This is a genomic window from Calothrix sp. 336/3, assembly GCF_000734895.2.
GTDB lineage: Bacteria > Cyanobacteriota > Cyanobacteriia > Cyanobacteriales > Nostocaceae > 336-3.
Genome location: NZ_CP011382.1, coordinates 2,607,320 through 2,631,465 on the forward strand (window position 1 = coordinate 2,607,320; position 24,146 = coordinate 2,631,465).

Here is a 24,146-nt window from a genome sequence, read left to right on the forward strand (position 1 = left end):
ATTCTAATTGCGGTATCAATTAGGAAATCAGAATTATAAATATAGCACCTATGTTTGGAGGCGCAATAGTGATTTTGGCAAAAATCGATCAAGATAGCATCATTGCTTTATTCTCCCATACTCCTTTTCAGCCTATTTTTCTGGCAAAGAAAATATTTAATGGAGTGCTAGTAACCTTACTGTTGATATGTTTATCTTTGTCTGGATGTACGGCAATTGTTCTTGCACCTACTACCCAAGTCATAGAAAAGGCGATCGCGGTGCAGTTAGAACATACTCAAGAAAAGTTAAACCAACAACTTGACTTGGATTTTCAAAGCTTTGCGATTAAACATCTGTTTATCCAGAAGCAAAAAGCATTAAGTTTAAAAAACTTAATGACTTATCGTGTGAGCGGGACTTATGATTTAGTGTTTCAGTTACCAGATCGAAAACTGACACAAGCCAAGAAACCTTTTGAAGTATATTTGCAGCTGCAAAAAGAGGGTAAAACTTGGCGATTATTGATGTCAGACAATGATACTAAAGATACAGAAGCTACTTGGCATAGTTACTTAGTTCAATAGGTACATCGGGCAAAAAAGTCCTGTATAAAAGACTAAAATTATGAATAGGATGGATGTCAAGCAAATCAAATATTAGTCGTATTTTATACTTTCAACTACTTGCCCACTCTCTTAATTCTTGAGTATCTGTTGTCAATTGCCAATCTTGTGTAACTCTAGAAACCATCACAGTGCTAGTAATGAAAGCAGTCATTTATGGGCATGATGGGAATTATCTTAATCCAATGGGGTAAAAGATTTTTCTACCAATAAAGATAAAAATTCCAGAAACATAGATGATTTTTCGAGAACATGACTTCTTTTTCACTTTCATGTTGTGGGTTGTATTTGGTAATTAGTCAGAAATTTCCAAAATCCTCATAAAGTAATTAACTGAAAAGGACATTGCCACTCACAGATATCTAGTTTTTTGCCCTAGGTGTTAGACATCTCATTATCTCCAATATATGAAAATATGTATTTAAACTTTCTTGCTAGTTCCGTTGCGGGAATTGGGATTTTAGTATTACTTACCTTTGGTTTGTTACAGTGGTTTCATGTTTCGGCAGGAAGTTTTTTAGATTGGGTAATTGGTGGCGCTAGTTTTTGGTGGTTGTTGGTAATTGTCACCGTACCTTGGAATATTTATTTTCAAGCTAAGGAAGTATTAGCACAGGGGGAACAGTCTAGTGAAAAAGGTATTTCCGTAGATGGCAGAAAAATTAATTATGTGAAACTTTTGGCAAAGCGATCGCTACTAATTGCCATTACCTTACATATTTTCTCCGCTATTGGTTTATATCTCTTAGCTGCGACAGGGATTAGTGCTGTAGGTTATGTGAGTTCCGGTGCAGCATTGTTGCTTACGGGTTTACGCCCAGCGATTAGTGCCTATGAATACCTCTATGCTAGGTTAAGGATGATTGGTGAAGAATGGAGATATCCCCGTGAAGATATCGTTGAGTTGCGTTATCGGTTTGATGCGTTGGTGGAAGAAGTAAGACAAATTCAAGAGCAATTGAACCCGGAAAACTCCTATTCCTTAGCTGGGAATCTGCAACGATATGGGGAAGATAATCGTAGGGAACTAGCAAGGGTGACAGCTAACTTGGAAGAATTGCGAGCGATGAATCAAACAGAACATGAACGTTTAGGAAGGGAAGCAAGAGCAGCGATCGCCCAACTTTCTACAGATGGGCAATTCTTAGATCATGTACGGGAAATTCTCAGATTTTTTAAGGAAGCATAGTCATAGATAGTGCAGGAGTAATCAGTCAATAATGATACTTATTTCTCAGTAATCACATCAAACCTGCCGATTCATACAGACGTTTCAACATGGCTTTGATTTTCTCACCATACTGTAAATCTGCTGACCAACGTCCGGATAATTCGTCAATGGTGGGTGCAATTCCACGAGCAACAAACCGAAATCTGGGATCGACAACTTCTTGAACTAAAGGTTCTAAACTAGCGTAAGCTTTTAAACGTTGGATATGCGCTCTGATGCCGATTTTAGCACTTTCAAAAGTTGCTGTTTCCGAGCCACCACCAATAGTTCCTAACCCGGCAAAATTATTTTGTTCTGGTTTAATATCACCACCAAACCGTAAAAATCCGGTTTCTACACACATTTGACAAAAAGCAATATCAAAATTTACACCTTCGATGTTGGCTTCTTCGCGGTACAGTTTGGGTAAATCGGGAAATTTGACTAAAGCGTTTTCATTATTATTACGGAGGAATATCTGTAATTGAATTTCCGAAGTGTATCCCCTAGCCATAATTTTATCAAACTGACCGGGGAAAACTATAACGTTGGAACGTAAAATAACTGTACGAGTTGCACTATCCCAACCAACAGAAATATTAAATTCTCTGAGTTCAATGGCTTTGACATAAACTATTCGTCGATATGTTAAGCGTCTAACTTCAGGAATCTTGGATAAATCCACTCGTAAACGGTCAGCGACATCTATGGGAATGTAGGCATTACCATTAACTAATATGCCTTGCTCAGAGTATTTTTGACCATTAATGGTAATATTAATTGTTGGATAAACAGGATTGCTGGGAGTTGGGTCAATAGTATTACTCCAAGCAATTAACCCATCGGCAATCCCAATAGCAAAATCTCGCCGACGATTCTGGAGGAGATTGCGATCGTCTGGGTTACTAATAAAACAAGTATTCATTAACAGTGAAGGAATCGTGGTGCGACGACAAAATGCGAGGTTGCCGATACCACTATCGGAATCTGGTTTAACACCACGGTTAGGTATTTGAGGAACACGACGCAGCAGGGACATTAAGAGGATTTCTGCGTGTTTTTTGCGTTCATTATTATTTGTAATATAAAATACACTGGCACCTCTGACCGTTGGACTACTAGCTGCATCTGCGTGTATTTCCACAGCGACATCATCCTGGCGACCACGGGAATTAATCCAAGCTATAGTATCTTTAGAACTGAGGTCATCGGGAATAGATAAGACATCATAGTTGCGCGATCGCAGTTCTGCAACCACCATATCCCGTAACCGAATCATTTCCCTGGCTTCAGTAGTACCACCAGCAATTGAACCTGGATCAATACCTCCCGCTTCTTTCCCTCCGTGTGCTGCTGAAATAAAAATACGTCCCATCTTCAGTATTTCCTCTGATTAAGATTAACCCTTGAGAATGCTGTTCATCAATTCTCTAATAGAAAACAACAATATAATAACTATCAGTCTCTGATTGGGTAATAGGTTATGGGGAAGAGTTGACGGCTAAGTGCTGACAGATAAAATACCCTTTCCCTTTTCCCTTTCCCAAGTTCCCCTCCTCCCCTCCTCCCATGCACACCCCCCGTTTACATCGAGACACCGTAGAACAAATCAAAGAGCGAGCTGAGATTGTAGATGTGGTCTCGGAGTACGTAGTTTTACGGAAACGAGGTAAAGATTACGTGGGATTATGTCCCTTCCATAATGAAAAAACTCCGAGTTTTAGTGTCAGTCCGAGTCGCCAAAGTTTTTACTGTTTCGGTTGTCAAGCGGGGGGAGATGCCATCAAATTCTTGATGGATATACATAAACAACCCTTTGCAGAAGTGGTGTTAGATTTAGCACGACGTTATCAGGTTCCAGTACAGACTTTAGAACCAGAGCAAAGACAAGAGTTACAGCGACAAATATCAGAGCGATCGCAACTCTATGAACTTTTAGCTACGGCAGATCAATTCTATCAGCACGCTCTCAGACAACCCCAGGGAGAAGTAGCGTTAAACTATTTGCGACAACAACGACAGATCAAGGATGAAACGATTCAGGAATTTGGTTTAGGTTATGCTCCTGGGGGGTGGGAGACTCTCTACCGTTATTTAGTCGATAGTAAACGTTATCCTCCACCTTTGCTAGAAAAAGCGGGTTTGATTAAACCTCGCAAGGAAAATAGCGGTTATTATGACGTGTTCCGCGATCGCCTGATGATTCCAATCCGCGATATCATGGGGCGAGTCATTGCCTTTGGTGGTAGAACTTTGGGTGATGAGCAACCAAAATACTTGAACTCTCCAGAAACAGAATTATTTAATAAGGGTAAGACTTTATTCGCCCTAGATAAAGCCAAAACCGGAATTTCCCAGCAAGATCAGGCAATTGTTGTGGAGGGATATTTTGACGCGATCGCTCTCCATGCTGCGGGTATTGATCATGTGGTTGCTTCCCTGGGAACTGCTCTCAGTATTGAGCAAGTACGGATACTTTTACGCTACAGTGAATCTAAGCAACTCATCCTCAATTTTGATGCGGATAAAGCTGGTACAAATGCTGCACAAAGAGCGATTGGAGAAATTTCCCAGCTAGCTTATCAAGGAGAAGTACAACTCAAAATCCTGAATATCCCTGATGGTAAGGATGCAGATGAATATCTACAAACCCATACAACACAAGACTATCAACAACTAATAGTTAATGCCCCTTTATGGTTAAATTGGCAAATTCAGCAAATTATCCAAGATAAGGATTTAAAACAACCGGGTGATTTTCAACAGGTTTCTCAAGAATTTGTCAAATTAATTAAGAATATTGCCAATACGAATACTAGGGAATATTATATTACCCACTGTGCCGAAATTCTCAGTCAAGGGGATACTCGACTAGTTGCTTTGCGAGTGGAAAATTTATTAACTCAAGTTAGTCCTGGAACAGAAAACAAACAAAATTTTCGTCAATTTACTAGCAATAAATCTTCTGCTTCAAGTAAATCCTATCTCACCCAAACGGAACCTAGTTTACTAGAACAGGCAGAAGCATTATTGTTAAGGATTTATCTCCATTGCCCAGAAAATCGCTTGGTTATTAGTACAGCTTTGGAAGAAAGAGATTTACAATTTAGCCTTTCCCATCATCGTTTTCTCTGGCAACAAATTCTGGAAATCATCCCAGAAAATTATGGTGATGAATTGCTGACTGCCGTACAACAAAGATGTTTGGAGTTCCCCGAAGAAACTGATTTGGTTTCCCATATTTTTCATTTAAACGAAAAAGCCAAAAAGGAAATTCAAAGAACTCCCCAGGTAATACAAGCAGCTATTGCATGTATGGAAATTGCCATATCTGAAAAGCGTTGTCGTTATTTTCGAGAGTCTTGGGAGCAAACAGAACCAGAAAAAGAGCCAGAACAATATAAATATTATGCAGATGCTTTTACTAAGGAAAAACGGAATCTACAAGAATTGGAAAAACAGAGACTGTTTTCTCTCCTAGATTTACTACAATTCAATTATTAGAGTTTTTCATATCTGCTAAATCATATCGGGGTCAATATTTAATTCTCGTAATTTAGCTGCTAGACGTTCGGCTTTTTGAGCTTCCTTTTCTGCGTTTGAGAAAAGCTACCTCACAGGATTTAAGGGCAAAACAAAGTATCACGAGTATCCCTACCAGTCACAGGATTTCTACCTGTAGCGACTTGACATAATTTATCTTGTTCATCATCTCGCAACAACACATCAGTAAAATCTGCCCCATCAATAATTGCCCCGTCAAATTTGGCACTGGCAGCAAAAGCACCCTCTAGGATAGCATTAGTTAAATTTGCTTTAATCAGACGGGCAGAGTCGAGGGTAGCAAACATCAAATTTGCACCTTCCAGGTTTGCAGATTCCAAATTAGCAGCAAAGAAACTCACACCTTGGAGATTGGCTTTACTAAAATTACTTTGCTTGAGATTTGCTTTCGTAAAACTTGAATCTGTTAAATCTCTCCCCGAAAAATCAGCTTCGATAAGAATTTCCTTGTTGTAATCCAGAGCGATCGCCCCCGGAATGCAGCCTAAAAATCCTGTTACAGAAACTACTATAAATAACAATAGACTCAGTATATTTACTACCATAATCTTAACCCAAACTTATCCTAATTATTCCAGGCAATGGCGAACCACTCTTCCTCTCATTATCCCGATATCGGTCAACTTGGAGAAGACCTGGTGACAGAATACCTCAAATCCCAAGGTTGGATAATTTTACAGCGTCGCTGGCGTTGTCCTTGGGGAGAAATTGATATTATTGCTGAGTCAGGAAAGATATTGGTATTTGTAGAGGTGAAAACTCGCAGTTCGGGTAGTTGGGATAGTGGAGGGAAGTTAGCGATCGCCACCCGTAAACAAGCAAAACTCAGACAAACCGCAGAAATATTTCTAGCAGAGAATTGCGAAAAATCCGATTATCCCTGTCAATTTGATGTGGCGATCGTTCACTGTCGCCCAAGCTCAAGGAAAAACCTCAAGATACAATATATACATACAAAACTCCCCACCTTGCTCACAGAGGGATACGAGTTAGTCTTACAAGAATATATCGCCGCAGCCTTTTAGATATTAATTCGCTTCACAACCTTCGCAATGACATAGTTATAAATTTTCCCGCAGCCAATTCCTAAAAGCTTTCATTGCTTGACTGCTACCAACAACTTGAATTTGCTGGACATATTGATTTACTAGCTCAATTAAGTAAGTCGGTGAGAATAAACCTAACTATGTAACAGATTGTAAAATCGTCAAAACCGTTGCGATTGCTTCATTCCACTGAGTCGCAAAGCGACACGCTACGCGAACGTTTCATTCGCAATGACATAGCGTGAATTATTTAAGCCGTTCTACTTATCATAATGTCTGGAAATGTAGGACTAAAATTTGACTCTACATATTTTCCAGCTTGCAAGACGTTAATTTTTAACCCTTGTTTCTCCTATATTATTTGAAGTTGCCCGTTATTGTTTGTTTGACATACTCTGCCTAAAGGCGAGGTGATTCTTGACGCTTCATTCACACTCATGCAGATAGAATAATAGGTAACAGACCATAGATAGCTTGGAAATATCCAATTACCTATTACCCATTACCTACTAATAAAGTATTCACTTTTCTATGACAAATATCATGCCAGCGTTTCTGGACAGTAACCCAAACCCCTGACAAACTGTTGGCGAAACGCTTCAATCTCTTCTTTTTCTGGGTTACCATGGGAAACAATTGCTACTTGATAGCGGCGCATCACATCCACGGGACTCTGACCCGCTTCCAAACTCCAAAGTGCCATCTGTACGCGCATTGGCGGTTCATAGCTAATTCCTAATTCATTCAGGAAAGCCCGGAAATTGCCATCTTCTTCGGAAGATATTTGACTTGTGAGTTTAACACGTACAACCCAACCATCAATTTGATGAATCACGGTAACAAAAGACACGGGCATTTGGGGTCTGGCGTGCAGGTGTTGAACAACCCTCAAAGTGAGACTGGCATTTGCCAGATAATACAAGTATTCCATCTTGGTTCTAGGGATCAAAGCCAATCCTACATATCTATTATTGTGAGATCAGGTTGACTATTCGCTAGGGTAAAAGCCCCCGTTTTTCGATAGGGAAGTTTACCCAATTTTCATATAATTACTTGCGTGTTACTTAATGATATCCATCTTGAAGTCTAGGGATAAAAAACATTCGCAATCATTTAGAGTTCCTTTATAACCGCACATTGCCAGCTTATTTCTATTTCCTCAAACCTCAATGCAGCAAGAACTAGCAGCTAATTTTCCCCATCATTCCTCAGCCAGCAATACCCAGGAAGAATTAGATTTTTCCCTGTCTGGATATGACTATGATTTACCTCCAGAGCTAATTGCTCAGAATCCCGTAGTACCCCGTGATAGTTCGAGGTTACTCGTAGTTGATTCCCGCAAAATCGGTGTGGATGCCCCTGCAAAACATCGTATTTTCCGTGATTTAGCGGAAATTCTCCAGCCGGGAGACTTATTAGTGATGAACAACACGAGAGTTTTGCCTGCTCGGATGTATGGGCAGAAATCCACTGGAGCAGAAATTGAAGTACTTTTATTAGAAGAGCGCCAAGAGAATTGTTGGTTAGCCCTTGTCAAGCCAGGTAAGCGCTTTAAACAAGGAACTGAGTTAAGGTTTACGGCGCAGGGAACAGATATTTGCTTAACTGCCAAGGTAGTAGATAGTGATGAGGCAACGGGAGGGCGGTTGCTAGAGTTTACCGTACCAGAGGGGAAATCTTTAATACAGCTATTAGATGTATTTGGAGAAGTACCCCTGCCCCCATATATTACTGAGACAACGGCAGCTAGCGCCCAGTATCAAACGGTGTATGCGGAAAATCCGGGGGCGATCGCCGCACCAACTGCGGGATTACATTTCACTCCAGAGTTACTGGAAAGATTACGTTCTCAGAATATTCACCAAGCGTTTATTACTCTCCATGTGGGTGTGGGTACGTTTCGCCCGGTGGAGGTTGAAGATGTCACTACCCACCAAATGCACGCCGAATGGATCGAGGTGCCGGCAACAACTGTAGAGCAAATTCGTGCTACCCAAGCTGCTGGAGGCAGAATCATCGCAGTGGGAACCACGGCTGTACGTGCCCTGGAAGGAGCCGCCGCCGCCCATGGAGGCACAATCCAACCATTTTGTGGCAAAACTAACTTATTTATTTACCCTGGGTTTAAATGGCAGGTGGTTGAGGGTTTAATTACTAATTTTCATTTGCCCCGCTCCAGTTTGTTGATGTTAGTGAGTGCTTTAATTGGGCGAACCCGATTATTGCAGATTTACCAAGAAGCGATTCAGGAAAAATATCGTTTTTATTCCTTTGGGGATGCCATGTTGATTTTGCCTTCAGGGATACTCAACAACGGGGAATGATGGTTGTGTCTATCTTAGGGGAATACTAAGGATGTGTTGTGGCTGCTGACTGACAATATTTCCCTATGATTGACAAAAAACCTAAGTCTGCTACTGGTCGTCTGACTCTGTTGTATATTATCTCCTTAGCTGCCATTGGCTGCCTATCTGCTTTGGGACAGTTTTTAATTCAGCGCTCCTTAACTCATCAAGAACTGAATTTAAAGTTTGTCAGTATTGCCCAACGTCAACAAATGTTGAGTCAGCAGTTAGGTAGGGAGGCGATCGCTCTGCAAATGACTATGGAACCGGGAAGACGGCAGCAGCAGATACGAGATATTCAGAATATTTTAAAAGAATGGCAAGTTTCTCGCCAGGATTTACAGCAGCTAGAAAAATCACCCCACCTGTCTGCTGATTGTCGTTTGTTAGTTACACAGATACTTCAGCAAACATCTCCAGGAATCTTGCAAAGTGCAGCCAGAACATTAATCACCACAAGCACAAATCCCCGACTAGCTCCTACACAAAAACTATCAGTTCCAGAAGTTACGCAAATTTCCGCGACTGCAAAAAGTTTCATGCAGGAAATGGATAGTATTATCTCCACTTACAATCAAAATGCCCAAACAGAAGTGAAAAATCTGCGGCAGCTAGAAATTTGGTTGTTTGTGATGACAGTCTTTACCCTAGTTTGTGAGGGAATATGGGTTTTTCAACCAGCAGTTAAGAAAATCCATCAAACGGTGAATGCATTGGGGCGATCGCTGGCAGAAACTCAAGAAATTGCCTCTAAGTTGGCGATCGCTCAGGAAAAATCCGATCATCTCCTCTTAAATATTCTTCCCGAGTCTATTGCCGAGCGACTGAAGGAAAAACCGACGGCGATCGCTGATGGGTTTGGGGAAGTGACTGTATTGTTTGCTGATATTGTCGGTTTTACCCAACTTTCTACCCAAATGCCACCGCAAAAACTAGTGGCAATGCTGAACCAGATTTTTTCGATGTTTGATCATTTGGCAGAAAAACATGGTTTGGAAAAAATCAAAACTATTGGTGATGCTTACATGGTGGTAGGTGGTTTGCCGACTCCGCGAGCAGATCATGCGATCGCTATCGTCGAAATGGCACTGGATATGCAAGCAGCCATGGCACAATTTAATCAAGAAACCCAGCTTAATTGTAATATTCGCATCGGAATTAACTCTGGTCCCGTTGTCGCTGGTGTGATTGGGATTAAAAAGTTTATCTATGATTTGTGGGGCGATACTGTCAATATTGCTAGTCGCATGGAATCCCATGGAATCCCCGGTTCGATTCAAGTTTCCCAAAGCACCTCTGAGCAAGTACAAGACAAATATATTTTGGAGTCACGAGGTGTGATGCAAATTAAGGGTAAGGGAGAAATGGAAACTTACTTGGTAAAAGCCAGAAAAGAGCGATCGCTAAAGTAATCATCAAATCCTCTTCCCTGACACATCAGATGCAGAAAATTTATCACAACGGATATTTTCCTCTTGAGGATGGGCATCCTATCTATATGAGCATCGAGCAGTCATTGCAGGTCGCCTATTATGTCTTCAACATATCAATTGTGTCAGTATTTTCTCCGTAGTGCTAAAGTAGCCTTACTTTGCTCCTCTAGCCTATTAGTTTTTACCATGGCAAATGTCACCAGTTTGCCTAGTCACCGAGCTTTGGCTTTAGAAACAGTTCCTTCTCAGGATTTAGATGCGGCAAGTTTCTATCAACAGGGTGTGATGCGTTATCACCGCAAAGATTTCCAAGGGGCTGAATCTGCTTTTCGTTTAGCCTTGCAGCGTGACCCTAATTTGGCAGCAGCGCGCAGTTTTCTAGGTAATATGATGTTACTGCAAAATCGCTTTGAGGCAGCCGCACAGGAGTATGCTGAGGCAATTCGGATAAATCCTAGCCAGCCGGAAGCTTATTATAATCTCGGTTTAGCGCTGCAAAGACAGGGACAACCGGAAGCGGCAATGACTGCCTACCGTCAAGCGTTGATTGTGAATCCTAACTTGGCGAATGCTCATTATAATTCCGGATTAATCTTGTATCAACAAGGACGAGTAGAGGAGGCGATCGCAGCCTACCGACAAGCCACTAATCTGGATGGCAACAATGATAATGCTTACTTAAACTTGGCGATCGCTCTGCAACAACAGGGAAATGTCAGTGAGGCGATCGCAGCTTATCAACAAGCGGTCAAAATCAATCCCCAAAACGTCATTGCTTACAATAACCTGGGGAGTCTCTTCGCATTACAGGGACAAAATCCGGAGGCAGTTGCTACCTATAAAGAAGCAATTCGTCTCATGCCCGAGAATGCCGAAGCTTATTATAATTTGGGTATAACTTGGTACAACCAAGGAGAATACAAAAATGCCAACAGTGCTTTTAAACGCGCTCGTAGTCGTTACCAAGAACAGGGTAATATCCAGCAAGTAGCGAAAATTGACCAATTGATGTTGCAAGTTGCTCAAAAGGAACAAACACAGAAGCAACCCACCCAAATTACCCAAGCTCCAGCACCGAATCGAACATCTGCAAATCCAGAAACTCCAGCTGTCTCTATTCCTGTTGAAGAACCTCCCGCTTTTGAACCCGTATTACCACCCTCTCCAGATGAAAATGTTCAAGAGACATCTTTAAAAGGTAAGAAGTAGTACACTGTCAAGGTTAATTTTAGGGATATCTCCCCCTTGTCCCCCTTGTCCCCTATTCAAATTTGAAAGACTAGCAGGGAAGAGGGAATAGGAAATAGGGAAACCCCATATTTATAGTAGGTTTGAACTTGCTCAATTAGGGCTATGTATCCCTTTTCCTAACTTTCTTCGTTCCCCTATTCCCTACGGGCGACAATATCTTAAATAGGCAAGCGATTTATATCTTTATTACAACCAATTACTACCATTAATGAACCCTTTTCTAAGCGCTTAGAAGGGTCAGGGTTAATGGTAAATTTGCCATCATTACTAACGGCGAGTAAATTCACCCCATAGCGATTACGTAATTGTAATTCACTGATGGTTCTACCGTGAAAATCATCGGGAACAATCACTTCAACAATACTATTATCTGGGTCAAGGTCAAAGCGTTCTAAGATAGATGGTTTAGTTAGCGATCGCGCTAGAGAACGTCCCGCTTCATACTCTGGAAATACCACATGGTCTGCACCAACGCGCTTGAGCAGTTTACAATGGACTTCCGTCGAAGCTTTCGCAACTACATGGGGAACACCCCCTTCTTTGACGTTTAAGGTTGTAATAATGCTTTCTTGGACATAATTACCAATCGCCACAATCACCGTATCAAATTCAAAAATTCCCGCTTCTTTTAAAGCTCCGGATTCTGTGGAATCTAATTGCAAAGCATGACCGACAATTTGCTCATTTAAAGCTTCAGAAACTCGCTTCTCATCGACATCTGTTGCTAGAACTTGATAGCCTAATTGATGCAGAGTTGAGCAAACAGAACGCCCAAATCTACCTAAACCAATCACAGCAAATTGATGGTTGTCTTTACGGAGACTACGGAAAAATCCTAATGAGGAAAAGTTCACTATTTTATCCTAGGTCAATGAATTAATTGAGTAGAGAGATGAGTGATTATTTATCAAGTCAAGACCTCATAAAGGTTTTTTTAGGTGAATGCTCGAAGATAACTTTTTCGATGAGAAACCTGATTTTCCCTGCACCCATATAACTAGATAAATACTCTTTGATGCAATGATGACCCCTATCTAGTTTATCTCTATTGAACTAAATAATCTTAGAAATTACTAACTTGAGTCACCATCACAGAAATTTTTTGCTGCCTCATTCCTAAAATAATTAACCTACTAAAAGGTTTTCTTCAGGATAATGAATTCTAGTCGGACGAGGGTCGCCTAAAATTGCTGACATTAATAAGAGTATTCCCACCCGACCGATATACATCGTGACAATTAAGATAATTTTGGCAGCAGTGGAAACAGTACCTGTAATTCCTGTGGAAAGTCCTACGGTGGCAAAAGCAGAAACGACTTCAAATAGAATTTGGATAAATGGTAATTCGGAGTCAGTAATTGCAATCAGAATCGTCGATACAATTACCGTTGCCACAGAACCCATAAAAACTCCCACAGCTTTCAAAACTAGGGAAACAGCTATTTTCCTTTTATAAAGTAATACTTCTTCTTTCCCTTGCAAAATTGATTTCGTACAACTTGTTAATACCCTTAAAGTTGTAGTTTTAATCCCACCCCCAGTACCCCCAGGACTCGCACCAATAAACATGAGAGCAATGGTGATAAATAAGCCGGCATTTGTCATTTTGCCAATATCGATGGTGTTAAAACCTGCGGTTCTCGGTGTAACGGATTGAAACCAAGCTGCAAGAAATTTATCTCCCCAACTCAGGTTACTCAGAGTGCCAGGATTTCTTGATTCCACAGCTAAAAATGCGGCAGTCCCAAGAATTAGTAAAATTATCGTTGTACTAGTTGCAACCACAAAATCGAGAGATAGGGATAATTTTTTCTGCCGATTTTTGATAAATTCCCGCAACAGAAAATACATCTCTAAAATTACCTGATAACCAATACCACCCAACACAATTAATCCAGTAATTGTAAAAACCACTAGATATGATGATTGATAGCCAATGAGATTATCTTTAAACAAACTAAATCCGGCATTATTCCAAGCATTAACACTATGGAAAACCGCTAGCCATAATCCCTGATTCCAACCATAATTCGGTACAAAAGCAGGTAGTAATAGAAAAACTCCTGTGAGTTCAAAAATTAAAGTTGTGGCAATAATTGAGCGAATAATTTGTGTACTGCCACTCATTCCTGGTCTATCAAGTGCTTGTTGAATGGCGATTTTTTGCCGGAGGTCAAATTTTTTGCCTAGCAACAAAATCAAAAAAGTAGTACAGGTCATGTAACCTAGACCACCAATTTGTGCTAGCAGAGCAATAAAAAATTGCCCCCAAAAAGAAAAATATGTCCCTGTGTCTACCACTGCTAATCCAGTAACGCAGACTGCGGAGGTAGACGTAAACAAAGCAACTACCAGGTCATTCCATTTCCCGGAACTGGTGGAAAATGGCATCATCAAGAGGATAGTTCCTGCGGTGATGACTGCGAAAAAACCCAGACAAATTTTACGTGCAACGGTCATGGTAAGGGTAAGGGTAAGGGGTAAGGGGTAAGAGGTAAGAAATCAGCGATCGCTGTCCCATTGACAACCTATCCCCTAAATTTGTCAGTCTGATAGCTGTTGTTTTGAGATGTTGGGAATGGTTGAAGCACATTGTCAGTAGTCAATGTATCAAATATTCAACTATTGTCTCAATTTTATCCACCTCAAATGTCCAATCACTATGACCCTAATTAAAATCAAAACACACATGGTAGTCTACGAGTATGTTATGTGTCGAAACTCTGCCTAGTTAGGGGTCTGCCTGAGTCATGAGTCCAACATTAAAAGAGCGTATTCAGCAGTTTTATGATGCTTCCTCTGGTTTGTGGGAAGAGATATGGGGAGAACATATGCACCACGGATATTACGGTGCCGATGGTCAGGAGAAAAAAGAACGGCGACAAGCCCAAATTGACCTGATTGAGGAGATTTTACAGTGGTCAGGGGTGGAAAAAGCTGAGAATATTCTGGATGTGGGTTGTGGTATTGGCGGTAGCTCTTTATACTTAGCGGCAAAGTTTAATGCCGTAGCAACGGGAATTACTCTCAGTCCAGTGCAAGCGAATCGAGCTCAGGAACGCGCGAGGGAGTTAGGTTTAGCTACCAGAAGTAACTTCCTAGTGGCAGATGCCCAGGAAATGCCCTTTGAGGATAATAGTTTTGACCTGGTGTGGTCCCTGGAAAGTGGGGAGCATATGCCAGATAAAACAAAGTTTTTACAAGAATGCTATCGGGTACTGAAACCGGGTGGTAAGTTAATTTTTGTAACGTGGTGTCATCGTCCGGTGGATACTGCTCCTTTGACACGGGAAGAGGTGAGGGAGTTAGAGAAGATTTACCAGGTTTATTGTTTACCCTATGTAATTTCCTTGCCGGAATATGAGGCGATCGCCCAACAACTTCCCTTAAAAAATATACACACCGATGACTGGTCGGTTGCGGTGGCTCGATTTTGGGATGTGGTGGTTGATTCTGCTTTCACACCACAAGCTTTGTTTGGTTTATTACGTGCAGGTTGGGGGACAATTTCCGGTGCTTTATCCCTAGGGTTGATGCGGCGGGGTTATGCAAGTGGGTTAATTAGGTTTGGATTATTGTGTGGGGAAAAATAAATGTCACAAACAAATTTATCGCAATTGCAACCTTGGCAAAATCCCTTGGGTTGGCTCTATGCATTTTGGAAATTTTCCCGCCCCCATACGATTATTGGCACGAGTTTAAGTGTATTAGCTCTGTATTTGATTGCCGTTGCTTTTAGTAATTCGTCTTCCCTGCTGCCAATTCCTCATTCCCTAATTATTGCTTGGGTGGCTTGTTTGTGTGGCAATGTCTATATAGTCGGTTTAAACCAACTAGAAGATATTGAGATTGATAAAATCAATAAACCCCACTTGCCCCTAGCTTCGGGAGAATTCTCGATAACAACGGGGAGAATTATTGTTGCTATCACAGGAATTTTAGCTCTAGTATTAGCTGCCATTGGGAGTCAGTATTTGTTGGGGATGGTGGCAATTAGTTTATTCATTGGTACGAGCTATTCCTTACCACCAATTCGGTTAAAAAGATTCCCTTTTTGGGCTGCTGTGTGTATTTTCTCTGTGCGCGGAGCCATCGTCAATTTAGGGTTATTTTTGCATTTTCATTGGCTATTAGCAGAAAATACCTCAATTCCTTTGGCTGTGTGGGTATTAACTCTATTTATTCTCGTGTTCACCTTTGCGATCGCTATCTTTAAAGATGTCCCCGATAGATCGGGCGATCGCCAATACAATATCATGACCTTTGCTTTACAATTCGGTCAGTTAGCAGTATTTAATTTATCTCTCTGGGTCATCAGTGTGTGTTATGGAGGGATGATTCTATTAGGCTTTCTGCGTGTTCAGGAAATAAACTCAGTATTTTTAGTCACCTCTCATGTTATAGCCTTAGCTGTGATGTGGTGGCGTAGTCGTGGTGTAGATTTAGAAGATAAGGTGGCGATCGCGACTTTTTACCAATTCATCTGGAAATTATTTTTCTTCGAGTATTTGATGTTCCCCGTTGCTTGTCTGTTAGCTTAGAGATAATTCAATTCCCTAGCAATTTTGCAATCGAAATCTCCCGAATCAGGAAAGCTGAGATTCAATATGACTGTAAGCATAGCGAAATGGACTCTTGACGACTATCACCGCATGATTGAAGTCGGTATTCTTTGCGATCGTCAAGTGGAACTTTTAAACGGAGAAATTGTTGAAATGTCCCCAGAAGGAGCTGAACACGCACAACTCAGTACTGATGGTGGGGACTATCTGCGATCGCTACTTGGTGACAAAGTACTTATACGTGATGCTAAACCAATTACTATACCAGAAACAAGTTCAGAACCAGAACCAGATTTAGCCATTGTTCAACCTTTGAGAGAGCTTTATCGTACTCGTCATCCCTATCCAGAAAATATTTTTTGGGTAATTGAATATGCTTTCACCAGCTTGGGTAAAGATTTAGATAGCAAGCGAAAAGCTTATGCAAAAGCGGGAATTCCAGAATACTGGGTTATAGATTTAAAAAATCGCATCATCAAAGTTTTACGCTATCCCATTGATGGAAATTATAGCCATGAAATTACCCTTGTAGATGGGGAAATTACACCAATTGCATTTCCAGAAATCACAATTTTAGTCAAAAAGTTGTTGAATTAAAAAACTGCAATTGTTCTTGACTTAATCCCTACTAATAACCTTGATTGGTTGCTATATCCCCGATTTTAAAAAAAGTCGGGGTTTTGGATATTAATACCAAGTTGTGAGCAAAAATAGTACCTTGTCATTGCAACTGTAGCGTTCGCGCAGCGTGTCGCTTTGCGACTCAGCGTCACCAAAATTACTACGACAGAAGGCAAATTGATATAAATTTCAAACTCTCAAATATTCTGTATTCCCTGGTATAATTGGCATAAAATTTGGAAAAAATTATGGATAATATATTTTCGATAGGAATAGTCGGTGTAGTTGCTATTCTCTTGATTTATTTTGCAGTCAAAACTATCATCACATCCAACTATTTTCAACAAGGAATCAATCTCTATGAGCAAAAAGATTATGTCGCTGCGGAAGCGGCTTTTCGTAAGGTTTTAGAGATGAATTCTACTAATGATGCAGTACATCTCTTCCTAGGTTCTATCCTTGTGAAACAGGAAAGAGTTGCAGAAGCGATTATCGAATTTGAAGAAGTGATTCGTCGCGCACCAAAAAAAGTTGACCCCTATTTACGGTTAGCAGATATTTGTATAGAACAGCAAAATCAGCGAGCAGCTATTGCTTATTTAGAAGCAGCAAAAGAGTTATTAATAAAACAGAAACAGCCACAAAAAGCTGCACAGGTTACACAGTTATTGACAAAATTAAATGCATCTAATTAGGGGTTTATGAAGGAGTAAGGAGTAAGAAGTAAGGAGTAAGGAGTAGTAAAATTAATTTATCAGTCAAAGTTTTTTGAGTTGGCTATTAGTACAAGGCTATTTAAATCAAGCAAACATACCAAAATCACAAAAATACTTATGCTGTATTAATTTTGCATTCTATGTAGAGGTGCTAGTGGCATAGAAATCTAAATTATATATTGCGATACCATAAATGTAGTTATTTTATCCTCGCTGGTCAAAATATAAACTCTATGACATCAGCATTCCAGCAAACAGAGACTAATACAGACACAGAAATCTTTTATCCTAGTACGGATGGTGAACCTTTGGCTGAAACCTATGTGCATTTATATGCAATATTAGTCACTTTAGAAATCCTGAGACAGTATTTAGAAGGACAGCAAGCAACTGTTTTGAGTGATCAATTTCTATATTATGCCCAAGGGTATCCTAAATTAAGGGTTGCTCCTGATGTTATGGTAATTTTTAATGTGGCTCCAGGAGGACGGGATAATTATAAAATTTGGGAAGAAGGTGAAGTTCCAAAAGTGATTTTTGAAATTACTTCTAAGGGAACTAAAGACGAAGATATGGGTTTTAAGAAAAGACTTTACGAGCAATTAGGAGTTGAGGAATATTGGTTATTTGATCCCAAGGGAGAATGGATTCCCGGAAAACTACGTGGGTATCGATTATATCGTGAAATCTACGAAGAAATTACTGATAATCGTAGTAGTTGTTTACAATTGAGACTGGAAATTGACGAGAATTTAATTGCTTTTTATCGCGAAGATACGGGAGAAAAACTGTTAGCTCCTGGGGAATTAAAAGCCGCATTAGAGGAAGTGAAAATCCGAGCAGAGCAAGCAGAATCACGAGCAGAACAAGCAGAACAACAAGCAGAAAAATTGCGAGAACAATTAAGAGCTTTAGGTGTGAATCCGGATACAATTTAGTGATTGATGATGAGTATTGCAATTTTGATTCGATTATCCACGAATGATGAATAAAAGAGGCAAAGTATATCTAGTGGGTGCAGGTTTGGGAGATGTCGCATACCTGACAGTAGAAGCTTATAAACTTTTAGCTAAGGCAGAAGTTTTGATATATGATGCCTTAGTGGATGGGGAATTATTAAGTTGTGTCTCGGAAAACTGTCTGAAAATCGATGTTGGTAAAAGAGGAGGAAAAGCAAGTACACCTCAGGAAGAAATTAATCAGTTACTGGTGCAATATTGCCGAGAAAATTATTTAGTTATCAGGTTGAAATCTGGCGATCCATTTATTTTTGGTAGGTGTGCATCGGAAATTACTGCACTGAAAACCGCAGGTTGTGATTTTACGGTGATTCCGGGAATTTCTTCTGCTTTAGCTGCACCATTGTTAGCAGGAATTCCCCTGACGGATCCGGTTTTGAGTCGTGGTTTTGCTGTGGTGACTGCACATGAAGTGGATGCGTTGAATTGGGAAGCACTATCACAACTCGATACCTTGGTTGTATTGATGGGGGGGCGAAATTTACAGGAAATTGTTTATAAATTAGTTAAATATGGGCGATCGCTGTCAACTCCCATAGCTATTATCCGTTGGGCAGGTACACCAGAGCAACGTATTTGGACGGGAACCCTAGAAACTATTATCGGGCAAACTGTCGGCGTTTCCCTTTCTCCAGCAGTGATGGTGGTGGGGGAGGTGGTAAGGTTGCGTAATTATTTGAGTTGTGGGGGAGAATAAATCATCTTTTTCTGTTTGGGCAATTCTCAATCCGAGGGATGGTAAGTTGGAATTATTGAGATTTGTCCCCATATTCGCGAACATTCATAACTCGATAATTATGGTTAATTCCCTACCCCTAAGCGGCAAAACTATCTTAGTCACACGAGCAGCAGGTCAGTCAAGTAGTTTTACACAAATGTTAACTGCTGTGGGTGCAGAAGTAATAGAAATGCCAACCTTAGAAATTGGTGAACCCTCTAGTTGGGAATTATTAGATAGGGCGATCGCCACTCTTACCGAATTTCACTGGTTGATTCTCACCTCTACAAATGCAGTCGAATATTTTACTGCTAGGTTAAAACAACAAGGTAAAAATATTACAGATTTATCGACAGTGAAAATTGCTGTTGTGGGAGAGAAAACGGCTAATTGTCTACAAAAATATCATCTCAAAGCAGACTTTATTCCTCCTAATTATGTTGCGGATTCCCTAGTAGAAAATTTCCCCGAAACGCTTCTAGGAAAAAAAATCCTATTCCCGAGGGTAGAAAGTGGTGGTAGGGAAGTATTGGTGAAAGAATTCTCTGCCAAGGGTGCGGATGTAGTGGAAGTTCCTGCCTATCAATCCTGTTGTCCAAAAACGATTCCTGCTAGTGCGGAATTAGCATTAAAAAGCCAACAAATTAATGTGATTACCTTTGCAAGTTCTAAAACTGTGCAATTTTTTTGTCAATTGTTAACTCAGAAATTTGCTCAGAATTCTGAAGATAGTAATTATATTATATCAGAAATTATCAAAAATATTACGATTGCTTCCATTGGTCCTCAAACATCTAAAACTTGCTTCGCTCTTTTCGGGAGAGTTGATATAGAAGCAGAAGAATATACTTTAGAGGGGTTAGTGCAAGGTTTAATTAAGTGGGGAGTGGGTGAGAATTACTGAAAAGATTTGTACAATTAAATCTTTTATCGAAATGGGAGTTAATTTACCAACATCCTCTGAGAAAGGTACGATGAACAAACGCATAATTGGTTTAACTGGTGGTATTGCAACTGGAAAAACAACCGTTGCTGATTATTTAGCTCATACTTACCATTTACCAATATTTGATGCAGATATCTATGCAAGGGAAGCAGTTGCTCCAGGTTCCGCAATTCTTCAGGCGATCGCCACAAAATATGGTGAACAAATTTTACTTGATGACGGTAATCTCAATAGAGTCAAACTAGGTGAAATTATCTTTAATCAACCTACAGAACGTAGTTATATAGAGGGTTTAATCCATCCCTATGTGGGCGATCGCCTGGTTACAGCAATTCATCATAGCTCAGTAAATACACTAGTTTTAGTTGTGCCTTTATTATTTGAAGCTCACATGACTAACTTGGTGACAGAAATTTGGGTTGTATCTTGTCATCCAGAGCAGCAATTACAAAGATTAATGGTTAGAAACCATCTCACAAAATCCCAAGCACAGGCAAGAATTGATAGTCAAATGTCACTCACAGAGAAAAAGAAATTAGCTAATTTCATCTTAGAAAATACAGGAAATTTCGATGAATTATGTCAGCAAATTGATAGAATTATGCAAGATTCGGAAAAGCTTCTCTAAATATGATGTTGCTTTGCTGATAAGCTTTGTAAAAATGCTTCATAGCGTACCTCAAATTCGTGACGAGTTAATCTATCGCCACTTTCCAAGGGAGGAATAATTTTATGAGTGATAATCATGGTTTTAGATAATTAGATAATTGCAGGATACAAAAATCAGCTCCTGTTAACGGTTAAACAATTACTTATTACTCCTTACTTATTACTCCTTACTCCTCGATACCATTTCACGAAAAATATGATACAGATGTAAATCCTGAAAGCTTTGCTGCATCTAAGTTTTTTGATTGCGAATTGCGAATTGCGAATTGTGAATTGGTATTACCCCTCTTTTGTTACTACGGGGAGAGAATAGTCTGAAATGCTTACAGCATAAGGCTTTTATTAAAAAAACATAATTTCAGCCATTGTGTTAGAAAATAAACGCTCAAATGCATGTTCTATCTAGAGTTGAAAATTTGACTTTGATTTTTCTTTTCCCAGAGTGACAAAAAAGGGATTACTTCTTACTTATTACTCCCTACTCCCTACTCCCTACTCCTTACTCATTACTCCTTACCTACTCCCTACTCCTTACTTATTACTCCCTACTCCCTACTCATTACTCCCTTTCCCTACTTCCGCAAACAACTAATCAGCTTCTCCCCCAACAACAACATCCCGAATTCTTAAACTTGGTCCCCCACAACCTACGGGTAATCCATTTTGCCCACCCTTACCACAACCTCCCGACTCATCCCAGTAAAAATCATTACCAACAGCTTCAATATCTGCAAGAGTCTGAAACACATTGCCTGATAGGGTGACATCCTTGACTGGTTCGGCAATTTGACCATTTCTAATCATCCATGCTTCCCCTGCACTGAAGGTGAACATTTCTCCGTTTGTCATTCCTCCTAACCAATTTTTGGCATAGACACCCTCCTTAATTCCACTGAATAAATCAGCTACCGGGGTTTTACCTCTCTCAATCCAGGTATTAGTCATGCGCACGATGGGAGCATAGTGATAATTTAGACATCTGGCGTTACCTGTGGGGGTTTCATCTAACTTACCTGCGGTTTCGCGGGAGTGGAGTCTACCAACCAATACACCGTCTTTGATTAATTGGGTAGTACTTGCGGGAGTGCCTTCGTCATCGTAAAAATAGCTACCACGGTGTCCTGGAGGTGCAGCACCATCAAAGATTTGCAAATCTTCATGACCAAATTGTCTACCCAAGGTCATCACTTCTAGTAAGTCGGGGTTTTCGTATGCCATATCAGCCTCAGAAAGGTGTCCGAAGGCTTCATGGACGAATAAACCTGTGAGAATGGGGTCAATAACGACGGTGTAGGTATTACCTTTAACGGGGGGTAGGGATAAGGCTGATACAGCCCGCTCGGCAGCATTTTTGACTTGGGTATCTAAGTAGGTTAAATCTTCAAAGGCTTTGCGGGAACCTGTGGTTTCTCTACCTGTTTGTACTGTTTCACCACTTCTGGCGGTGGCAGCAAAGCGCATTTCCATATCTACCCAGGATTGCTCAATCAGGGTTCCTTCACTGGTAGCTAAGATAACCCGTTGGGATGTATCCGCGTAGCGAACTGAGGTGGTAGTAATGCGGTGGTCTACTGTTTTCAATAAATCTGTGTAGCGATCGCAGAGGGCTTTTTTCTCGATTATGGAAATTTTTCTGGGATCTGTCCCTGTTAAAGGTAGCTCACAGATGGCTTGTACTGGTTGTACTGGGGCAAGTATGGTTTCTTCATCACCCACCATCCGCGCTGCGGCGATCGCCTCTTCTATGCGTTCTGTAATCGTTTGCAGGCGATTAAAACTACTTAACCCCCATCCACCCTTGTAACAAGCGCGAATCTGCCCACCCAGGGAAATACCTTCGCTCAGTGTTTCTACTTTATCGCCCCGTAGCAAAATATCTGTTCCTTCTGCTTCTTCCAGGCGAATCATCAAGTAATCAACCCTGGCAGCATAACGTTTTATCAGGTCAGATAGCAGATTTTCGATATCAGTTGGTAAGGTAGCCATGGGTAAAATGAGGAATTTAGCAGTACTTTCTATTTTCCTAGATTTAGGTGCCTGATGATTTAGACTTCCAAAAATTCGAGCATTTGCCAGTACTACTATCTTTCTACAAAACGTCAGCAAAGGCAGGACGTAAACGTTTGTAACACCAGAAACCACCGATAAAAACGCAGGTAGAAATCAGATAAATTACCCCCCATTCCCTCCAGTGAAGAATTTCTCCAGTTAAGACGATTTCCCGGTAAAGTTCCGCAATTGTCGCCATGGGATTTAAATAAAAGATAAATTTTTGCCATGGTTGGGGAATTGAGGTGATGGGATAAACGATGGGGGTAAGATAAAACCAAATATTAATCATTACTCCCAGGGTTTGGGGAATATCACGAACGAAGACGGTTAAACCAGCAAATAAGTAACCTAAACCAGTAGTGAAGAGTAATTGTGGTATCCAGAGGAAAGGTAGAAGGGCTAGGGTAGGATGGAGGAGATGGGATGTGATGGCGATCGCCACAATTAAAGCCATCAAACCGAGGGAACTTTCAATAAAAGCAGAAAAAATCGGTACTAGGGGTAATAAAGTGAGGGGAAAGACAACTTTTTTTACCAGGTTGGGTTGAGTAATCACTGAACTCGTAGCTTGTATTAACCCGGTGGTAAAAGCTATCCAGGGAAGCAAACCCGCAAATAACCACAGTCCAAAGGATATATTTTCATTAGCAGGTAAACCCTGAATACTTAACTTGACTTTCAGGACAATCGAGAAGACATAGGTATAAATTAGTAGTTGGGAAAGTTGGTTAACTAGTGACCACAAATTCCCCAAGAGTGAACCCTGATAACGAGCGGCTAAATCACGTCTGACAAGAGTTCCCAATAAGTCATAGTTTGTCCATATTTTGTTGGGTATCGGTAACAAACGTCTAACTTGAGTTGCTTTGTGACTAACTCCTCGTATCACTCTAAACAAGTTTTTGACCTCACCATTACTGATTTATTTCTACGGATGAAGCTATTTGCTGGGAAAGGTTTCTGCATCGACAGCAAAAGTCTGAAGATTGCGGTCAATATATCATAGATTTTGCCAGAGTCACCCCAGGATGAAAGTTTTTACCTCTGGAAATTTTCGTCAACAAGTATTTTTACTCAAGGAAATGCCCAAAATTTTCTGTTTTCTCTACCCTGCTGAGTACCCCTGAGAGTACCGTATTCAGCTACACTGAGTCTTGGTTTATTGCATTGTAAGTTGGCATGGAAATCGGACAAAGAGTCAAGGTTTATCGTTTGCGCGATCGCGTTTCTGGTGCAATTGTGCAACGTCTAGGAAAAATCGGTGTGATCGCAGGTTATAAAGTGATTGACGGTGGTGTGGGGATGGTAGTGAAATTTGATGATAATTTTACTACTTGGTTTTTTGATGATGAAATCAAAGCTGTGTAATCAGTGATTGCAGTTATCAAT

Annotated in this window: 24 protein-coding genes and 1 pseudogene; 16 read left to right on the plus strand and 9 right to left on the minus strand. The window is 40.5% G+C overall.

Going from position 1 to position 24,146, the window contains the following annotated elements:
• Nucleotides 1-140: 140 nt before the first annotated feature.
• Together IJ00_RS10950 and IJ00_RS10955 are read left to right on the plus strand one after the other, a co-directional pair.
• Nucleotides 141-566, plus strand: a complete 426-nt coding sequence (locus IJ00_RS10950; RefSeq protein WP_371259646.1) for a hypothetical protein — start codon at nt 141-143, stop codon at nt 564-566.
• Nucleotides 567-1,020: 454 nt separating this feature from the next.
• On the plus strand, nt 1,021-1,794 hold the full coding sequence (locus IJ00_RS10955) for a hypothetical protein (protein WP_035152933.1): 774 nt from the start codon (nt 1,021-1,023) through the stop codon (nt 1,792-1,794).
• Between the two features lie 52 nt (nt 1,795-1,846).
• Here IJ00_RS10955 and IJ00_RS10960 read toward each other — a convergent pair whose 3' ends face one another.
• Complete coding sequence (locus IJ00_RS10960) at nt 1,847-3,190, minus strand: N-acetylmuramoyl-L-alanine amidase (protein WP_035152936.1); 1,344 nt, start codon at nt 3,188-3,190, stop codon at nt 1,847-1,849.
• 194 nt (nt 3,191-3,384) lie between these two features.
• On the opposite strand from IJ00_RS10960, the gene dnaG reads away from it, so the two are divergent.
• Nucleotides 3,385-5,319 (plus strand): DNA primase, encoded by a 1,935-nt coding sequence (gene dnaG, locus IJ00_RS10965; RefSeq protein WP_035152938.1) that lies wholly within the window; start codon nt 3,385-3,387, stop codon nt 5,317-5,319.
• 15 nt (nt 5,320-5,334) lie between these two features.
• Here the strand turns inward: dnaG and IJ00_RS29660 are convergent.
• A pseudogene (locus tag IJ00_RS29660) lies at nt 5,335-5,412 on the minus strand (Uma2 family endonuclease); the annotation flags it as partial.
• Between the two features lie 26 nt (nt 5,413-5,438).
• A complete protein-coding gene (locus IJ00_RS10970; RefSeq protein WP_035152940.1) occupies nt 5,439-5,924 on the minus strand; it encodes a pentapeptide repeat-containing protein in 486 nt (161 codons plus the stop codon).
• A gap of 36 nt (nt 5,925-5,960) precedes the next feature.
• Here IJ00_RS10970 and IJ00_RS10975 point away from each other — a divergent pair, with 36 nt between their 5' ends.
• A complete protein-coding gene (locus tag IJ00_RS10975; RefSeq protein WP_035152941.1) occupies nt 5,961-6,404 on the plus strand; it encodes a YraN family protein in 444 nt (147 codons plus the stop codon).
• 562 nt (nt 6,405-6,966) lie between these two features.
• Here the strand turns inward: IJ00_RS10975 and IJ00_RS10980 are convergent.
• Nucleotides 6,967-7,356 carry a hypothetical protein gene (locus IJ00_RS10980; RefSeq protein WP_035152943.1) on the minus strand — a complete coding sequence of 130 codons (390 nt, stop codon included), beginning with the start codon at nt 7,354-7,356 and terminating at the stop codon, nt 6,967-6,969.
• Between the two features lie 238 nt (nt 7,357-7,594).
• Between IJ00_RS10980 and queA the strand changes: the two genes are divergently transcribed.
• From queA to IJ00_RS10995, 3 genes are all read left to right on the plus strand, one after another.
• Complete coding sequence (queA, locus tag IJ00_RS10985; protein ID WP_035152946.1) at nt 7,595-8,749, plus strand: tRNA preQ1(34) S-adenosylmethionine ribosyltransferase-isomerase QueA; 1,155 nt, start codon at nt 7,595-7,597, stop codon at nt 8,747-8,749.
• Between the two features lie 65 nt (nt 8,750-8,814).
• Nucleotides 8,815-10,182 carry an adenylate/guanylate cyclase domain-containing protein gene (locus IJ00_RS10990; RefSeq protein ID WP_035152949.1) on the plus strand — a complete coding sequence of 456 codons (1,368 nt, stop codon included), beginning with the start codon at nt 8,815-8,817 and terminating at the stop codon, nt 10,180-10,182.
• A gap of 120 nt (nt 10,183-10,302) precedes the next feature.
• A complete protein-coding gene (locus IJ00_RS10995; RefSeq protein WP_035152951.1) occupies nt 10,303-11,412 on the plus strand; it encodes a tetratricopeptide repeat protein in 1,110 nt (369 codons plus the stop codon).
• 200 nt (nt 11,413-11,612) lie between these two features.
• Here the strand turns inward: IJ00_RS10995 and IJ00_RS11000 are convergent, their stop codons facing one another.
• Together IJ00_RS11000 and IJ00_RS11005 are read right to left on the minus strand one after the other, a co-directional pair.
• On the minus strand, nt 11,613-12,308 hold the full coding sequence (locus IJ00_RS11000; protein WP_035152956.1) for a TrkA family potassium uptake protein: 696 nt from the start codon (nt 12,306-12,308) through the stop codon (nt 11,613-11,615).
• A gap of 271 nt (nt 12,309-12,579) precedes the next feature.
• Complete coding sequence (locus IJ00_RS11005) at nt 12,580-13,914, minus strand: TrkH family potassium uptake protein (protein WP_035152957.1); 1,335 nt, start codon at nt 13,912-13,914, stop codon at nt 12,580-12,582.
• Nucleotides 13,915-14,204: 290 nt separating this feature from the next.
• On the opposite strand from IJ00_RS11005, the gene IJ00_RS11010 reads away from it, so the two are divergent.
• The 8 genes from IJ00_RS11010 to coaE all read left to right on the plus strand — a co-directional run bounded on the left by IJ00_RS11010 (nt 14,205) and on the right by coaE (nt 20,664).
• On the plus strand, nt 14,205-15,047 hold the full coding sequence (locus IJ00_RS11010) for a methyltransferase domain-containing protein (RefSeq protein ID WP_035152965.1): 843 nt from the start codon (nt 14,205-14,207) through the stop codon (nt 15,045-15,047).
• Nucleotides 15,048-15,995, plus strand: a complete 948-nt coding sequence (locus IJ00_RS11015) for a homogentisate phytyltransferase (protein ID WP_035152966.1) — start codon at nt 15,048-15,050, stop codon at nt 15,993-15,995. It begins immediately after the preceding gene.
• 66 nt (nt 15,996-16,061) lie between these two features.
• Entirely contained in the window at nt 16,062-16,613 is a 552-nt protein-coding gene (locus IJ00_RS11020) for a Uma2 family endonuclease (protein ID WP_035152967.1), read from the plus strand.
• A gap of 272 nt (nt 16,614-16,885) precedes the next feature.
• Nucleotides 16,886-17,332: a tetratricopeptide repeat protein gene (locus tag IJ00_RS11025; RefSeq protein ID WP_035152968.1), complete on the plus strand. Its 447-nt coding sequence runs from the start codon at nt 16,886-16,888 to the stop codon at nt 17,330-17,332.
• A 254-nt stretch (nt 17,333-17,586) separates the two neighbouring features.
• Nucleotides 17,587-18,291, plus strand: coding sequence for a Uma2 family endonuclease (locus IJ00_RS11030; RefSeq protein WP_035152969.1), 705 nt, complete (start codon nt 17,587-17,589; stop codon nt 18,289-18,291).
• A gap of 43 nt (nt 18,292-18,334) precedes the next feature.
• Nucleotides 18,335-19,069: a uroporphyrinogen-III C-methyltransferase gene (cobA, locus tag IJ00_RS30160; protein ID WP_035152971.1), complete on the plus strand. Its 735-nt coding sequence runs from the start codon at nt 18,335-18,337 to the stop codon at nt 19,067-19,069.
• Between the two features lie 100 nt (nt 19,070-19,169).
• Nucleotides 19,170-19,994 carry a uroporphyrinogen-III synthase gene (locus IJ00_RS30165; protein WP_035158883.1) on the plus strand — a complete coding sequence of 275 codons (825 nt, stop codon included), beginning with the start codon at nt 19,170-19,172 and terminating at the stop codon, nt 19,992-19,994.
• 70 nt (nt 19,995-20,064) lie between these two features.
• Nucleotides 20,065-20,664, plus strand: coding sequence for a dephospho-CoA kinase (coaE, locus tag IJ00_RS11045; RefSeq protein WP_035158885.1), 600 nt, complete (start codon nt 20,065-20,067; stop codon nt 20,662-20,664).
• Here coaE and IJ00_RS29925 read toward each other — a convergent pair.
• The 3 genes from IJ00_RS29925 to IJ00_RS11055 all read right to left on the minus strand — a co-directional run bounded on the left by IJ00_RS29925 (nt 20,661) and on the right by IJ00_RS11055 (nt 23,643).
• Nucleotides 20,661-20,783 carry a hypothetical protein gene (locus IJ00_RS29925; protein WP_256388860.1) on the minus strand — a complete coding sequence of 41 codons (123 nt, stop codon included), beginning with the start codon at nt 20,781-20,783 and terminating at the stop codon, nt 20,661-20,663. The two genes, coaE and IJ00_RS29925, sit on opposite strands and share 4 nt — an antisense overlap.
• A gap of 510 nt (nt 20,784-21,293) precedes the next feature.
• Nucleotides 21,294-22,691: a TldD/PmbA family protein gene (locus IJ00_RS11050; protein WP_035152974.1), complete on the minus strand. Its 1,398-nt coding sequence runs from the start codon at nt 22,689-22,691 to the stop codon at nt 21,294-21,296.
• A 103-nt stretch (nt 22,692-22,794) separates the two neighbouring features.
• The gene (locus tag IJ00_RS11055; protein ID WP_035158886.1) at nt 22,795-23,643 is read right to left on the minus strand and encodes an ABC transporter permease; all 849 of its coding nucleotides are present in this window, start codon (nt 23,641-23,643) and stop codon (nt 22,795-22,797) included.
• A gap of 293 nt (nt 23,644-23,936) precedes the next feature.
• Here IJ00_RS11055 and IJ00_RS11060 point away from each other — a divergent pair, with 293 nt between their 5' ends.
• The gene (locus tag IJ00_RS11060) at nt 23,937-24,125 is read left to right on the plus strand and encodes a DUF2862 domain-containing protein (RefSeq protein ID WP_035152977.1); all 189 of its coding nucleotides are present in this window, start codon (nt 23,937-23,939) and stop codon (nt 24,123-24,125) included.
• Nucleotides 24,126-24,146 lie beyond the last annotated feature (21 nt).